Genomic DNA, 15,118 nt, shown 5'->3' with positions numbered 1-15,118 from the left:
CCGGTCAGGTTTTCATACCGTCCCAGAAGCTTTTGACCTTGTCGAAAAACCCGCTGGCATTGGGATTGTTCGAATGGGCGCAGGAATCCTCGAACTCGCGCAGCAGCTCTTTCTGCCGCGCGGTCAGCCTGACCGGCGTCTCAACGGCCAGCTCGATATACATCTCACCGGTGGCGGTGCCGCGCAGGGCGGGCATGCCCTTGCCGCGCAGGCGCATCTGCCGCCCTGACTGGGACCCTTCGGGCACTTTCACCCGGCTGCGCCCGCCATCAATCGTAGGCACTTCAATCTCTCCACCCATGGCGGCGGTGACCATGGACACCGGCACCCGGCAGAACAGGTCAAGCCCGTCGCGCTGAAACAGCGTATGGTCCTCAACCTCGATAAAGATATAAAGATCGCCCGCAGGCCCCCCGCGCAACCCGGCCTCGCCCTCGCCCGACAGGCGAATGCGCGTGCCGGTTTCAACACCTGCCGGAATATTGACCGACAGCGCCTTTTCCTTTTCTTCCCGGCCGCTGCCGCCGCAGGTATTACAGGGGTTCTTGATGATCTGGCCCATGCCGGAACATGTGGGGCAGGTGCGTTCAACGGTGAAAAACCCCTGCTGCGCGCGGACCTTGCCCATGCCGGAACATGTGGGGCAGGTGACAGGTTCGGCGCCGCCTTCGGCCCCGGTGCCATTGCAGTTGGAACAGGAGACCGAGGTGGGAACAGTGATTGATTCCTGCAATCCCGTATAGGCATCTTCAAGATTGATCCGCAGATTATATCGCAGGTCAGACCCGCGCGATGCCCGGGGGCGGGAACTGCTGCGCTGACCGCCGGCGAAATCGCCAAAAAGATCCTCGAACACATCCGAAAAGGCGCTGGCAAAATCACCCTGTCCCCGGCCACCGCCGCCAAACCCGCCGGCCCGTTGGCCGCCCGCCATGCCGCCATCGAATGCCGCATGACCAAACCGGTCATAGGCGGCTTTCTTATCGGCATCTTTCAGGACGTCATAAGCCTCGTTCGCTTCCTTGAACTGAGATTCCGCATTCGGGTTGTCCGCGTTCCGGTCTGGGTGCAGCTCTTTGGCTTTCTGACGAAAAGCTTTCTTGATCTCGGGCTCGGACGCGCCGCGTTCGACACCCAGAACATCATAGTAATCGCGTTTTGCCATGGTGTTTTCCACCCTCTTGAAACGCGCCGACCGGCCTTAGGGTATTCCAAGGCCGGTCGTGCGGGGTTAGGGGACGCTGTTACGAGCTTTTGCGGTCGTCCAGATCTTCGAAATCGGCATCCACGATATCTTCGTCCACACCGCCGGGCTCATCCACACCTTCCGGGGCTTCCTCGCCAGCTTCCTCCTGCTGTGCCTTATAGATCGCTTCCCCCAGTTTCATCGCCGCTTCGGTGACGTTCTGGATGCCGCCCTTGATCTTGCCGGCATCTTCACTGTCCATCTGCTCTTCAAGCGCCTTGATGGCCAGTTCGATGGCTTCCACCGTGGTCGGGTCGACCTTGTCGGAATGTTCTTCCATTGATTTCTGGGTGGAGTGAATCAGGCTTTCGGCCTGGTTTTTCGCTTCAACCAGTTCCCGGCGGTCCTTGTCGGCCTCGGCATTTTCCTCGGCATCGCGCACCATCTGTTCGATATCTTCATCGCTAAGACCACCAGAGGCCTGGATCGTGATATTCTGTTCCTTGCCGGTGCCCTTGTCCTTGGCGCTGACCGAAACGATGCCGTTGGCGTCGATATCGAATGTCACCTCGATCTGCGGCAGACCACGGGGTGCGGGTGGAATATCCTCCAGATTGAACTGGCCCAGAATCTTGTTGTCGGTCGCCATTTCCCGTTCGCCCTGGAACACGCGGATGGTGACCGCGTTCTGATTGTCCTCGGCGGTAGAGAAGATCTGGCTTTTCTTGGTGGGGATCGTGGTGTTGCGGTCGATCAGGCGGGTGAAAACACCGCCCAAAGTCTCGATCCCCAGAGACAGGGGCGTGACATCCAGCAGCACCACATCTTTCACGTCGCCCTGCAGAACACCGGCCTGAATGGCGGCGCCCATGGCAACCACTTCATCGGGGTTCACACCTTTATTCGGTTCTTTACCGAAGAAACTGGTGACCTCTTCGATGACCTTCGGCATCCGGGTCATGCCGCCGACCAGAACAACCTCGTCAATATCGCCCTTGGAAAGGCCTGCGTCTTTCAGCGCGGCCTGACAGGGTTTGATCGACTGTTTGATCAGATCATTGACCAGGCTTTCCAGCTTGGCCCGGGTCAGTTTCATGACCATATGCAGCGGCTGACCGCCTTTGGGGTCCATCGAGATGAACGGCTGGTTAATCTCGGTCTGGGCCGAGGAGGACAGTTCGATCTTGGCTTTCTCGGCGGCCTCTTTCAGGCGCTGAAGGGCCATTTTGTCTTTCGTCAGATCGACGCCGTTTTCCTTTTTGAACTCATTCGCCAGATAGTTGACGATGCGCATGTCAAAGTCTTCACCGCCCAGGAACGTGTCGCCATTGGTCGATTTCACCTCGAAAAGACCATCGTCGATTTCCAGAATGGTGATGTCGAACGTACCACCGCCAAGGTCATAGACCGCGATGGTTTGCGTTTCTTTCCGGTCAAGCCCATAGGCCAGCGCGGCGGCGGTCGGCTCGTTGATGATGCGCAGCACTTCAAGACCGGCGATTTTACCGGCGTCTTTGGTGGCCTGGCGCTGGGCGTCGTTGAAATAGGCGGGCACGGTGATGACCGCCTGGGTCACATCTTCACCCAGATAGCTTTCTGCGGTCTCTTTCATCTTGCCCAGAATCAGGGCCGAGATTTGCGAGGGCGAATATTTCTCTTCATTCACCTCAACCCAGGCGTCGCCATTGCCGCCATCGACAATCGCATAGGGCACAAGTTTCTTGTCTTTCTCGACCTCGGCGTCATCGACGCGGCGGCCGATCAGGCGTTTGACCGCGAAAACCGTGTTGTCCGGGTTGGTGACGGCCTGCCGCTTGGCGGCCTGTCCGACCAGACGTTCATCATCGGTGAAGCCGACGATCGAGGGCGTCGTGCGCGCGCCTTCGGAGTTTTCGACCACGCGCGGCTGCGAGCCATCCATGATCGCAACGCAGGAGTTTGTCGTACCGAGGTCAATACCAATCACTTTGGCCATATTTTCGAGTCCCTTCCACAGGCGATTCAGGCGGGGTCAGGTCCGGGATCGGCCCCCAATCCGCCGTATTGATAGCCAGGGTCAGCCCTGGCCGGTTTCCATGGGTATATAAGGAGGGTTTTTGGGGCTGCAAGCAGACTCAAAGACGGATTTGCACCTTGGTTTGCGAAGTGTTGGTATTTTTCGGAACTGTGGCGTTTCGGCCATCCGGCTTGTACCCCCTGTCTCGCCCTGTCAGCGGGGGTTTGATAAGACATGTCCGATGGCACCTGAACTGACCCTGCGCGGGGTGAAGATTTACCCCGGCCTTCTGGACGAGACGGCGCAGGCAGCGCTGGTGGAAGATCTGCGGGCTATCCTGCGGATCGCGCCTTTGTTTCAGCCGGAAACGCCTTATGGCAAGCCGATGTCGGTGCGGATGAGCGCAGCAGGCCGTTTTGGCTGGTTCTCGGATCGCAAGGGCTATCGCTATATTGACCGGCATCCGTCCGGCGTGGGTTGGCCCGCGATCCCGGCCCCGGTTCTGGCGATCTGGGATCGGGTCAGCGGCGTGGCCCGCGCGCCGGATTGCTGTCTTATAAATTTCTATGGCGCGGGTGCGCGGATGGGTCTGCATCAGGACAAGGATGAACAGGATTTTTCCATGCCGGTTGTGTCGGTTTCCCTTGGCGATGATGCCCTGTTCCGGGTCGGGAACCTGACCCGGGGCGGAAAAACCGAATCTGTCTGGCTGTCTTCGGGCGATGTGGCGGTGCTGGGGGGTGAGGCGCGGCTGGTTTATCACGGGGTTGACCGGACGCGGCCCGCCCCGTGGGGGCGGTACGGGCGCTGCCCGGCGGTGCCGCCAGGCGAAAGGATGATGCGGGGTGGTTCAGAATTTCGTTCTATAGCGTTTCGACTTTACATTGAAGCAGTAGAACGGCTTTCGCGTTTGAGCCAAAGGCAGCGAAAGGCGTTTCAACAGTAAGTCGAAATGCTTCAAGGAGCCAATGCGCAGCAGCCCGCAAGCATCTGCACCCCGGCGGCATTTTGCAGAATAACAAGTGTGGACATGCCGAACACCCTGTCAGACATCCCGTCATTGCAAAGCTCCCTGCGGAATGTTGCGCCGATCCGGCTGTCATCTTGGTGCCACAGGGCCCCAAACTGCGCAGCGCTGCGCCCGGTGGCCGGACCGCTCCAGATTTCGGAAAAGCTGGATTGGGCAAAGCCCGCATCGCTGAACAGGATCTGCCCGCCGCCGCGCTCCAGTGACCAGAACGGTTCAGTCCCGAAACAGGCCAGCGATGTCGGCAGGCCGAAAGACCAGATCGGCCCCATGCGCTGCAAATAGAATGCCGAGGCCCACCCGCTGCTTTCCCCGGTGTTCAGGCGCAGCCAGCGGCCGTTTTCACTGGCCTCCACGATTTCCACATCACGGGCATTGGGGGCAAGCGTGCCGATCACCGGATAGCCCACACCGGGCCCGGCCCGGATATTCAGCATATCATCGGTTGAGACACCCCTGACATCATATAATGCGGGAAATTCCTGCGCCTGGGCGATACTGGCAAGACAGCATATCGCAAGGGCGAGCAGGGTTTTCATCGCCCGGCGCTCCAACTGGCCGAGGCGTGTTTACGGCTATAGAATTCCCCCATCAGGCCCAGGGTCACCAATGCGATGGAGACGTAGATCGGGTATTCCCAGTTGCTGTGATGGGGGTTGTAATTGATGAAGACGAAACCGCGCATCTGGTCGATGATGTGAAACAGCGGATTCCAGTCGAATATCCCGATCAGCGCGCTTGGCAGCATGTTTGCCACAAACATCTTGCCCGACGCGATCATATTGGCCCGGACATAGACCATCTGGATGATCGAGATCAGATCGGGAAGCCAGGGCTTCAGCGCCAGCAGGACAATGCCGGCGGCACAGCCGGAAAACCAGGCCAGAAGATACATCATAAAGGCCATGTCCCAATGCTGTATCTCGACCGGGTTGATCAGCACATGGATCAGAAAAAGCAGCACAAACAGCGAGATGGTTTGCAGGTAAAGTGCCGACAGCGCCGAAGAGACAATCGCAACGATGGTGTTCATCTGTGCGTGCATCATCATCGGGCTGGCGGGCCCTTCAGACCCAAGAACAGCCCCAAGCGCCTTGATATGGGTCAGATAGAGGAAAATGCCGGTCAGCAGGTAAAGCATGAAATCGCCGCGAATGGCCACGCCGCGGGTGCCCAGAACATTGAACATCAGATAGAAGGCGGCGATGAACAGGACCGATTGAAAAATATTCAAGATGATGGCCATCAGCGCATTGCGATGGGCCTGTCGCACCTTTCGGACGGATGCGTGAAAGGTCATCTCGGCCAGATTGAAAATCAGACCAAGGGTTGATCTTTGTCTTTTGGCCTCGAACATGTGGGATGTTCCAATCTGCCGATCCTGCGCCCCGGGGCGCGCTTGCCTGTCTTTGATGCAGGCATGTCTTGCCGTTTGCCCTTGGCAGAACGATAACGGCAAAGGCATTAACGATCAATCTAGACCGCAAGGAGTTTCATGCGTGGATTTTGAACAGATTGAACAGGTGTTCCGCAAACTGGCCATCGAGGCCGGGGGCCGGATCATGGAGATTTATCAGGCTGACGATTTCGATGTGAAGGTCAAATCCGATGACAGCCCGGTGACCGAGGCTGATGAGGCCGCCGATGCGCTGATCTCTGCAGGGTTGCGGGCCGCTTTCCCTGATATGACACTGGTGACCGAGGAACAGGCCGCCAGCCACAGCCAGTCGGCGCGCGATTTCATTATTGTCGACCCGTTGGACGGAACCAAGGAATTCATCAAAAGACGCGGGGATTTCACCGTGAATATCGCCCTGGTCCATGACGGCGTGCCGGTACGTGGCGTGGTTTATGCGCCCGCGAAGGGCCGCTTGTTCTACACCCGCGCAGATGGGGTCAGCGTGGAAGAGACCGGCGATTTTGCCCCTGACGCCCCCGGCCCGGTGACAAAGATCGGTGTTTCAGTGCCCGATCCGGCGGCGTTGATGGTGGTGGCCTCCAAATCCCACCGGGATGCGGCGACCGATGCCTATATTGCGAAATACGATGTGGCTGACATGAAAAGCGCGGGGTCCTCCCTGAAATTCTGTCTGGTGGCGACGGGGGAGGCGGATATCTACCCGCGTCTTGGCCGGACCATGGAATGGGATACGGCCGCAGGCGATGCGGTCTTGCGCGGCGCGGGCGGGCAGATGGTGCGGTTCGACGATCACACGCTGTTCACCTATGGCAAGCCCGGTTATGAAAACCCGTTCTTCATTGCCTATGCCCCGGGCGTTGCGCTGAAACCGGCGTGAGTGTCATCTGCGTCATACCGGCCCGCTATGCCTCAAGCCGGTATCCGGGCAAACCGCTGGCCTTGCTGCGCGGCGCAACCGGTATGGCGCAAAGCCTGATCGAGCGGAGCTGGCGCGCCGCCATGGAGGTTGAAGGCTTTGACGCCATCTATGTGGCCACGGATGATGAACGGATCGCCGGGGCCTGCCATGGGTTCGGGGCCGAGGTTCTGATGACGTCAGAGACCTGCGCCAATGGCACGGAACGTTGTGCCGAAGCGCTGGGCCTGCTGGGCGATGATGTTGAAATTCTGGTGAACCTGCAGGGCGATGCGCCGCTGACCCCGGCCTGGTTTCTGGAGGATCTGGTTGCGGGTCTGCGTGCCGCGCCCGGGGCCGCGGTGGCCACGCCGGTGCTGCGCTGTGACGGGGACACACTGAATGCGTTCAAGGCTGACCGTCAGGCCGGGCGCGTGGGTGGCACGACGGCGGTGTTCGACACGGCGCACCACGCGCTGTTCTTCTCGAAAGAGGTGATCCCGTTTACCGCCGCGTCCTATGCCGATGATGCGGCGACGCCGGTGTTTCATCATGTGGGCGTCTATGCCTACCGGCCCGCAGCTCTGGCCAGCTATCCCGGTCTTGCCCCGGGTGTTCTGGAGCAGATGGAGGGGTTGGAGCAATTGCGGTTTCTCGAACATGGCCATCCGATCCTTTGTGTCGAGGTCACGGCCCGGGGGCGCCAGTTCTGGGAGTTGAACAACCCCGAGGATGTGCCCCGGATCGAGGCGATGATGGCCGAGATGAACATGCCCTGATGATCGCCACCGCCCCATCTGTCAGTGTGATCATCGTCAGCCAGGGCCGGCCGGCCCTGCTCAGGCGGTGCCTTTTGGGGGTGTATCAGCTGACCTACCGCCCGGTCGAGATGGTGGTTGTGGCCGATCAGGCGGGGCTGGATGCGATCGCCGATCTGCCTTTTGCCGACCGGATCAGGACCGGGCTTCAGACCTGCAGCAATATCTCGGCATCGCGGAATATGGGTCTCGCGCTGGCCTCGGGCGATGTGCTGGCCTTTATGGATGATGATGCGGTGCCGGAACCCAATTGGCTGACCCGTCTGATGGCGGGTTTCGACGATCCGCAGGTGATGGCGGCGGGGGGCCATGTGATCGGGCGCAACGGTTTGTCGCTGCAATGGGGCAGCCGCGCGGTGAATGCCGAGACGGATGAGATTGCGCTTGATCTGGAAGGGACCGGCCCGGTGCGCCCGGCTTTGTCATCGGGTTATGCCTTGAAACTGCAGGGTACGAATATGGCCCTGCGCCGTCGGGCGCTTGACCGGATTGGCGGGTTTGACACCAGTTTTGCCTTTTATCTCGACGATACGGATATGGCCCTGCGCCTGCATCAGGCGGGGCTGATCTCGGTCTCGGTTCCTTCGGCGCTGGTTCATCATGGCTTTGCCCCCTCTGCCCGCCGTGCGGCCAACCGCGCACCCAGATCACTGACAGAGATCGGGGCAAGCATGGCGGTCTATCTGCGCAAGCATCTGGCACCCGATCAGGTTGCCCCGCATCTGGCCCGGTTTCAGGCAGACCAACTGGCCCGGCTTGACCGGTTTCAGCGGCAGGGTGATCTGACACCCCGGGATGTGCAGCGCCTGCGTCAGGAGCTGGAGGACGGGTTTGCCATCGGGCGCACCCGGGTGCCGGGGCAGACGGATATACCCGCCGCAGAGGGGGGCGTGTTTCAGACCATGCGCGATGATCTGCCCTTGCCGCCCCTTTATCTGGCGGGCCGGTGGTTTCAGGCAGACAGATGTCTTGCTGATGCGGCAGAACCGGCACAGTCCGGCCGGACCGTGACGGTGTTTCTGTTTGCGCCGACGCCAAGGGCGCATCGGGTGCAATTTACCGAAACCGGTGTCTGGGTACAAAGCGGCGGGCTGTTCGGCCGGGCGGATCGCACGCGATCACGGGTCCAGATATGGAGTTTCCGGCGGCGCGTTCGTGCGGAAACCGACCGGATAGAGGCGGTGCGCAGCTGATTTTATACGCCCTGCCATAAATTTGACCATTTGTCGCCTGTCTGGGTTATGAACCGGGGCAAAGCTGGTGGTCCCGGTCGGGTATCGTTATGTCGGTCAAGGGATTCTCTGCCCATGAGAAAGGCGAATGGTGAAGTTATGACAAAACGGGTCACAAAAGCGATCTTTCCGGTGGCGGGGCTGGGCACGCGGTTTCTGCCCGCGACCAAATCAATCCCGAAAGAGATTATGACATTGGTGGACCGCCCGCTGATCCAATATGCGATCGACGAGGCGCGGGCCGCCGGTATCAAAGAGTTCATCTTCGTCACCTCGCGCGGGAAAAGCGCGCTTGAGGATTATTTCGACCACTCGCCCGAACTGGAAAGCGCCCTGCGCGCCAAGGGCAAGGATGATCTGCTGAAGGTTCTGGACTCCACCAATATGGATAGCGGCGCCATCGCCTATCTGCGCCAGCACAAGGCGCTTGGCCTTGGTCATGCGGTCTGGTGTGCGCGGCGTCTGCTGGCAGATGAGCCTTTTGCGGTGATCCTGCCCGATGACGTGATCGCGGCTGAAACACCCTGTCTGCAACAGATGGTCGAGGCCCATGCAGAGACCGGCGGCAATATGGTCGCGGCGATGGAAGTCCCGGCAGAGAAAGCCTCGGCCTATGGGGTTCTGGATATCAGGGAAGACATGGGCACGGTTGTCTCGGTCAAGGGCATGGTTGAAAAACCGCCGATGGATGAAGCGCCATCGAACCTGGCCGTGATCGGACGCTATATTCTGACCCCGAATATCATGCAGAACCTGCATCAGATCAAAACCGGCGCCGGTGGCGAGGTGCAGCTGACCGATGCCATTGCGCAAGAGATTGAGACATCAGGCAATGTGTTCGGCTTCCGGTTCCGGGGCCAGCGGTTCGATTGCGGCTCAAAAGCAGGGTTTCTTCAGGCGACAGTGGCCTTCGGGCTGGCACGTGCGGAATTGCGCGATGAATTTTCGCAATATCTTGGCGAAATGGTAGCCACACGAAACGCGGCACAGTAGTCTCTGGCGTCAGGGAACACGAGGGGGCCGACCCCGTGCCGGGCGCGGAATATAGAATCTGTCTTGATGTCACGCGGCTGGTCAGCCGGGTGGGCCGTGGTGCCCTGACGGGGATTGACCGGGTCGAATACGCATATCTGACATGGTGCCTGCATCATCATCCGACAGCGATCTACCTGTGCCGGACAACGCGCGGGTATCTGATGCTGGGCATCAGTGGCGCCACGGTTCTGGTTGATCTTCTTGACGGGCGGCTGCCGCTTGGGCGTGCGGATATGATCTCTCGCCTGTACGGGAAATCCGGCAAGCCCCGGCATCGCGCCGAGGCGATGCTGCGGCCCCACGCGCTGGCCCGGTCACTGCGTGGGCGGCTGGCGCGGATGCTGGTCTCTGAATTGCCGGGACGGTCGGTATATCTGAATGTCGGGCACAGCAATCTGTCGGTGCGGACCCTTGCCGCCATCGCCAGGCAACCGCAGATGAAACTTGCGGTTCTGGTGCATGATGTCATTCCGCTGGAACGCCCCGATGTCGTCGTTTGCGGCCAGCCAGAGGCGTTTGGGGCGATGATGGCGCGGGTTTGCGATCAGGCGGATCTGATCATTGCCAATTCGCAGGATACGGTTGCCGCCTTGACGCGGCATGCGACAGGTTGGGGCCGCATGCCTGATACAATTGTCGCCCATCTGGGCCTGCCCGATCCGGTGGCGGTCCACCCGCCACCGCCGGGGGTTGATCTGTCGCATCCTTATTTTGTTGCCCTCGGCACGATTGAACCACGCAAGAACCACGCCTTGTTGCTGGATATATGGGAGGCGCTGTTGCAGGAGCTGCCGGAAGACCGGATGCCACATCTGCACATCATCGGTCAGCCGGGTTGGTGCAACGCTGCATTGATCAAGCGGCTTGTGACCCATCCGCAGCGCGGGCAGAGCCTGTTTGACCATGGCGCGCTACCCGACACACAGGTGCGTGGCCTGTTGAAAGGTGCCCATGGGTTGCTATTTCCAAGTCTGATCGAAGGGTTCGGATTGCCGCCGTTAGAGGCATTGCGGGAAGGATGCATCCCGTTTTGTTCAGATTTGCCGGTTATGCGCGAGGTTCTGGGTGACAGCGCCGTTTACCTTGATCCCCAGGATGCGTATTCTTGGATTGAAACGATAAAACAGCGCATTGCAGGCGATTTGGTGGTGCCGGATACTTCAAAAGCCCGGCTGCCGGATTGGCAGGCCCATTTCACGACGGTCGGGGCGTCTATCGACGCGCTTTGGCAGGACAGGCAAAAAGGCAGCGAATGAGGGCGATTCAACGCTATGGATTGCGCCTGAGGCGTAGAAGGTTCCGCTTGCGCTCGATGCGCAAAAGCCGGGAGCTTTTATCTGTTGTCGATCGCACCGCCATGGTCAGGCCCGATGATCTGCTGTGTTTTGTGACCCTGCGCAACGAAATGGTGCGGCTGCCCTATTTTCTGGAATATTACCGGGACCGGGGCATCGCGCATTTCTTCTTTGTCGATAATGACAGCACCGATGGCACGCGGGAATATCTGACGGCGCAGCCGGATTGTTCGGTCTGGACAAGCGATGCCAGCTATAAACGCGCGCGTTTCGGCATGGACTGGCTGAACTGGCTGTTGATGAAATACGCCCATGGCCATTGGAGCCTGATCGTCGACCCTGATGAATTTCTGGTCTATCCGTTCTGCGACAGCCGCCCGATCCCGGCGCTGACCGATTGGCTGGATGCATCCTCGGTCAAGTCTTTCGGGACGATGCTGCTGGATATGTACCCCAAAGGTCCGATCACACTTCAACCTTACCATGAAGGGCAGAACCCGTTCGAGATTGCCTGCTGGTTCGATGCGGGCAATTACATGATTAACCGCAATAAACAGTTCGGAAATCTGTGGATTCAGGGTGGCCCGCGGGCACGGCTTTTCTTCCCTGACAAACCTGAACGGGCGCCTGCGCTTAACAAGATCCCCCTGGTGAAATGGAACAAATATTACACTTTCGCCAGTTCCACCCATATGCTTTTGCCGCGTGGGCTGAACCTTGTTTATGACGAATGGGGGGGTGAGAAGACATCGGGCGTGCTGATGCATGCCAAATTCCTCGACACATTTTCCGACAAGGCCAGTGAAGAGCTTGATCGCCGCCAGCACTATGCCAACAGCCATGAATACGAAGCCTATTATCAGGGGTTGAACGAAGACCCGAACCTGTGGTGCAAATGGTCTGAACGCTACATCAACTGGCGTCAGCTTGAGATTCTGGGCCTCATGTCAAAGGGGAACTGGGCATGAGCAGTGTGGGTTTTGTCATGCTCTGCCACACCGCGCTGAACCGTGCGGCCGAGGTGGCGCGGCATTGGGCAGAACGGGATTGCCCGGTGGTGATCCATGTAGACAAACGGGTCAGCACCGGGGCCTATACCGGGTTGCAGACCGCCTTGTCCGATCTGGGAAATATCCGGTTTTCCAAACGCCATAAATGCGAATGGGGCACCTGGTCGCTGGTCGCGGCCTCACAAACCGCGGCCGAGGTGATGCTGGAGGATTTTCCCGATGTGCGGCATGTCTATCTGGCCAGCGGCTCTTGTCTGCCGCTGCGCCCGGTGGAGGAATTGCGGGATTATCTGATCGCCCGCCCCCGGACGGATTTCATCGAAAGCGTGACAACCCAGGACGTGGAATGGACCGTGGGTGGTCTGAACGCGGAGCGGTTTCAACTGCGGTTTCCGTTTTCATGGAAACGCCACCGGCTGCTGTTCGACCGCTATGTGGAGATGCAAAGAGCGGTTGGTTTCAGGCGCAAGATACCCGAAGGGCTGGTGCCGCATCTGGGGTCTCAGTGGTGGTGTCTGACACGGCAGACGCTGTCGGCGATTTTGCAGGACCCGGCGCGCCAGATCCATGACCGCTATTTCAAACGGGTCTGGATCCCCGATGAAAGCTATTACCAGACGCTGGCCCGGCTTTATTCGACACGGGTCGAAAGCCGGTCCCTGACGCTCTCGAAATTTGATTTTCAGGGCAAACCCCATATGTTCTATGACGACCATCTGCATCTTCTGCGCCGGTCCGATTGTTTTGTGGCGCGCAAGGCCTGGCCGCAGGCGAACCGGCTTTATGATACATTTCTCGGGCCCGACCACACCGGCTCGCAAATGGCGGAACCGGCGCCGGGCAAGATTGACCGGGTCTTTGCCAAAGCCCAGGAACGCCGGACCCGGGGCCGTGCGGGGCTCTATATGCACAGCCGCTTCCCCAATCAGGATTGGGAGAACGGAAAAACCTGCGCCCGCTATTCGGTTTTTCAGGGGTTCAAGGACCTGTTCGAGGATTTTGAACCCTGGTTGTCGCGCCGGCTTGGCGTGCGGGTGCATGGCAATCTGTTCGATCCGGTGCGCGCCCGGTTTGCGGGCGGTGCGGATGTGTATGCCGGCTGTCTCCCGGCATCGGCCAAATTGCGCGATTATAACCCGCAGATGTTCCTGACCAGTCTGATCTGGAACACGCGCGGCGAACGGCAGATTTTTCAGCTCAGCCCGCGGGACAACCAGAAAATCGGCTGGTTCCTGTCATCTGACAGCAATGTGCAGATTTCGGCAATCACCGGGGCCTGGGCGGTGCCGCTGTTCCTGTCGAACCGGAATTTTTCGGAAATCCGCAAAGAAGCGGCGATGATGCAGAAACGTGAGGTGGAATTTGTGAACACCCTGCGCAGTGTCAAAACCCGGGCCGATGTGCGGATCTGGTCGCTGGCCGAGTTCATTGAAGAGCCGATGGAAAACCTGCAAAGCATCCTTGATGCGATGGATGGCCCGTCTGCCCCACGGCTGACCGAGGCCCCGCGCATGGCCAATCTGGATGGGTTCGGGCGGTTTTTGCAGAACCTCAAGAATCAGGGGATGAAACCCTTTGTGATGGGTGATTTTCCGGCGACAAGCACCGAAACCCATGAAAACCCCGGCGGAAGCCGCCCTTATCTGGTACAGAAATAATGCCCCGCCGATTTGATGCTTTCGTGATCTTTGCCGAGATGCGCACCGGATCGAACTATCTGGAAGCGACGGTGAACGAATTTACCGATCTCGATTGTCTGGGTGAGGTTTTCAACCCGACCTTCATGGGTCATCAAAAGACCTTCGAGATGTATGGCATCGACATGGCGGCGCGTGAAAAAAACCCGCTTCGGCTGTATGACGCGCTGCTGCAAAATACCGATGGCCTGCCCGGTTTCCGGTTCTTTCACGACCATGATGCGCGGGTGCTGGACCGGGTGCTGCCGGACCCAAGGGTTGCCAAAATCATTCTGACCCGCAACCCGCTGGAAAGCTATGTCTCACGCAAGATCGCGGCGGCGACGGGGCAATGGCGGCTGACGGATATGAAGCATCAGCGCAAGGCCGGAAAAATCAGGTTTGTCCCGGCAGAATTTGAAGAGATGCTGGACCAGTTGCAGCAGTTTCAGCTGCGTTTGCAGAACGGCTTGCAGCGCAGCGGGCAGACCGCGTTCTATATTGCCTATGATGACATCAATGATCTGGATGTGATCAATGGCATGGCCCGGTTTCTGGGGGCCAAAGAGGACATTGCGGCCGCCAACAGCAAGCTGAAAAGGCAAAACCCAAGCGATCTGAGACAGAAGGTCGAAAATTACGACGAGATGGCCGCAACGGTGTCGGCCCTGGACCGGTTTGATCTGACCCGCACCCCGAATTTCGAACCGCGGCGCCATCCCGGTGTGCCGGGGTTTTATGCGTTGCCGGAAACAGGTCTGCTGTTCATGCCGGTCAAAGGGTCGGTTGTGGAGCCGGTGATCAGATGGATGGCGGGTCTTGAGGGGATCGCGCCGGACGATCTGAAAACCCGAATGAACCAGAAAGAGCTGCGCCAATGGCTGCGCAAACATGTGGGGCATCGCAGTTTCACGATTCTGCGCCATCCGGTGGTGCGCGCCTATGATGTGTTCAATCGGCATATCCTGCCCAGTGATCCGCCCGGTTACACGGACGCGCGGCGCGTGTTGCGCAAGATGTATGGCCTGCCGATACCGGCCAAGGGGTTGGTTGATGGGTATGGGGTTGAGGATCACAAAGCCGCGTTTCTGGCCTTTCTGGCCTTTCTGAAAGGCAATCTTCAGGGGCAGACCAGTCTGAAAGTGGACCCGGCCTGGGCTACACAAACCGCGATTTTACAGGGCATGGCCGGTGTCACCCTGCCCGATCAGCTGATCCGGGAAGAGGATATGGCCGATGCGCTTCCTGTGCTTGCGGCGGGTCTTGGCCATGAGGGCGCAGGATTTGATGCGGTCGATGCCGAGGCTCCGTTCCCGCTGACGGCGATCCATGATGATGCGGTGGAAGACGCCGCGATGCAGGTGTACCGCCGCGATTACCTCAATTTCGGATACGGGCGCTGGGCTATGCCATAGAGCGAAATTGTTTATTCTGCACCATCACTCATCAAAATTCACGTTCGAGATCAGCAGTTTGCTGACCCGGAGGCAGAGAATTTTGATTCAGATTAAACGATTTCTGCTCTAAA

At 59.0% G+C, this 15,118-nt stretch carries 13 protein-coding genes; 9 read left to right on the top strand and 4 right to left on the bottom strand.

All coding sequences use genetic code 11. The features are described from left to right. Positions 1 to 4: 4 nt before the first annotated feature. Together dnaJ and dnaK are read right to left on the bottom strand one after the other, a co-directional pair. Positions 5 to 1,165 (bottom strand): molecular chaperone DnaJ, encoded by a 1,161-nt coding sequence (gene dnaJ / locus E2K80_RS15995; protein ID WP_135375901.1) that lies wholly within the window; start codon positions 1,163 to 1,165, stop codon positions 5 to 7. A 79-nt stretch (positions 1,166 to 1,244) separates the two neighbouring features. After that, positions 1,245 to 3,161 (bottom strand): molecular chaperone DnaK, encoded by a 1,917-nt coding sequence (dnaK, locus tag E2K80_RS15990; RefSeq protein ID WP_135375900.1) that lies wholly within the window; start codon positions 3,159 to 3,161, stop codon positions 1,245 to 1,247. A gap of 262 nt (positions 3,162 to 3,423) precedes the next feature. Between dnaK and E2K80_RS15985 the strand changes: the two genes are divergently transcribed. Continuing rightward, on the top strand, positions 3,424 to 4,128 hold the full coding sequence (locus tag E2K80_RS15985) for an alpha-ketoglutarate-dependent dioxygenase AlkB family protein (protein WP_135375899.1): 705 nt from the start codon (positions 3,424 to 3,426) through the stop codon (positions 4,126 to 4,128). Between the two features lie 11 nt (positions 4,129 to 4,139). Here E2K80_RS15985 and E2K80_RS15980 read toward each other — a convergent pair whose 3' ends face one another. Together E2K80_RS15980 and E2K80_RS15975 are read right to left on the bottom strand one after the other, a co-directional pair. Continuing rightward, positions 4,140 to 4,748 carry an SH3 domain-containing protein gene (locus E2K80_RS15980; RefSeq protein WP_135375898.1) on the bottom strand — a complete coding sequence of 203 codons (609 nt, stop codon included), beginning with the start codon at positions 4,746 to 4,748 and terminating at the stop codon, positions 4,140 to 4,142. Further along, positions 4,745 to 5,566, bottom strand: a complete 822-nt coding sequence (locus tag E2K80_RS15975) for an ABC transporter permease (RefSeq protein ID WP_135375897.1) — start codon at positions 5,564 to 5,566, stop codon at positions 4,745 to 4,747. The genes E2K80_RS15980 and E2K80_RS15975 overlap by 4 nt, the downstream gene beginning before the upstream one ends. 142 nt (positions 5,567 to 5,708) lie before the next feature. Here E2K80_RS15975 and cysQ point away from each other — a divergent pair, with 142 nt between their 5' ends. From cysQ to E2K80_RS15935, 8 genes are all read left to right on the top strand, one after another. Beyond that, positions 5,709 to 6,506: a 3'(2'),5'-bisphosphate nucleotidase CysQ gene (gene cysQ, locus E2K80_RS15970; protein WP_135375896.1), complete on the top strand. Its 798-nt coding sequence runs from the start codon at positions 5,709 to 5,711 to the stop codon at positions 6,504 to 6,506. Next, complete coding sequence (locus E2K80_RS15965; RefSeq protein ID WP_135375895.1) at positions 6,503 to 7,303, top strand: 3-deoxy-manno-octulosonate cytidylyltransferase; 801 nt, start codon at positions 6,503 to 6,505, stop codon at positions 7,301 to 7,303. Before cysQ ends, E2K80_RS15965 begins: the two co-directional genes overlap by 4 nt. Next, positions 7,303 to 8,535 (top strand): glycosyltransferase family 2 protein, encoded by a 1,233-nt coding sequence (locus E2K80_RS15960; RefSeq protein WP_135375894.1) that lies wholly within the window; start codon positions 7,303 to 7,305, stop codon positions 8,533 to 8,535. The genes E2K80_RS15965 and E2K80_RS15960 overlap by 1 nt, the downstream gene beginning before the upstream one ends. A 138-nt stretch (positions 8,536 to 8,673) precedes the next feature. Continuing rightward, positions 8,674 to 9,567: a UTP--glucose-1-phosphate uridylyltransferase GalU gene (galU, locus tag E2K80_RS15955; protein WP_168193222.1), complete on the top strand. Its 894-nt coding sequence runs from the start codon at positions 8,674 to 8,676 to the stop codon at positions 9,565 to 9,567. Positions 9,568 to 9,602: 35 nt separating this feature from the next. Next, complete coding sequence (locus tag E2K80_RS15950) at positions 9,603 to 10,865, top strand: glycosyltransferase family 4 protein (protein WP_135375892.1); 1,263 nt, start codon at positions 9,603 to 9,605, stop codon at positions 10,863 to 10,865. Then, positions 10,862 to 11,872 (top strand): glycosyltransferase family 2 protein, encoded by a 1,011-nt coding sequence (locus tag E2K80_RS15945; RefSeq protein ID WP_135375891.1) that lies wholly within the window; start codon positions 10,862 to 10,864, stop codon positions 11,870 to 11,872. Before E2K80_RS15950 ends, E2K80_RS15945 begins: the two co-directional genes overlap by 4 nt. Beyond that, complete coding sequence (locus E2K80_RS15940) at positions 11,869 to 13,572, top strand: DUF5927 domain-containing protein (protein ID WP_135375890.1); 1,704 nt, start codon at positions 11,869 to 11,871, stop codon at positions 13,570 to 13,572. The genes E2K80_RS15945 and E2K80_RS15940 overlap by 4 nt, the downstream gene beginning before the upstream one ends. Further along, positions 13,572 to 15,005, top strand: a complete 1,434-nt coding sequence (locus tag E2K80_RS15935) for a nodulation protein NodH (protein ID WP_135375889.1) — start codon at positions 13,572 to 13,574, stop codon at positions 15,003 to 15,005. The genes E2K80_RS15940 and E2K80_RS15935 overlap by 1 nt, the downstream gene beginning before the upstream one ends. Positions 15,006 to 15,118 lie beyond the last annotated feature (113 nt).

Source organism: Rhodophyticola sp. CCM32, assembly GCF_004751985.1.
In the GTDB taxonomy this organism is placed as follows: Bacteria; Pseudomonadota; Alphaproteobacteria; order Rhodobacterales; family Rhodobacteraceae; genus Rhodophyticola.
This window is presented reverse-complemented; position numbering and strand designations above follow the sequence as displayed.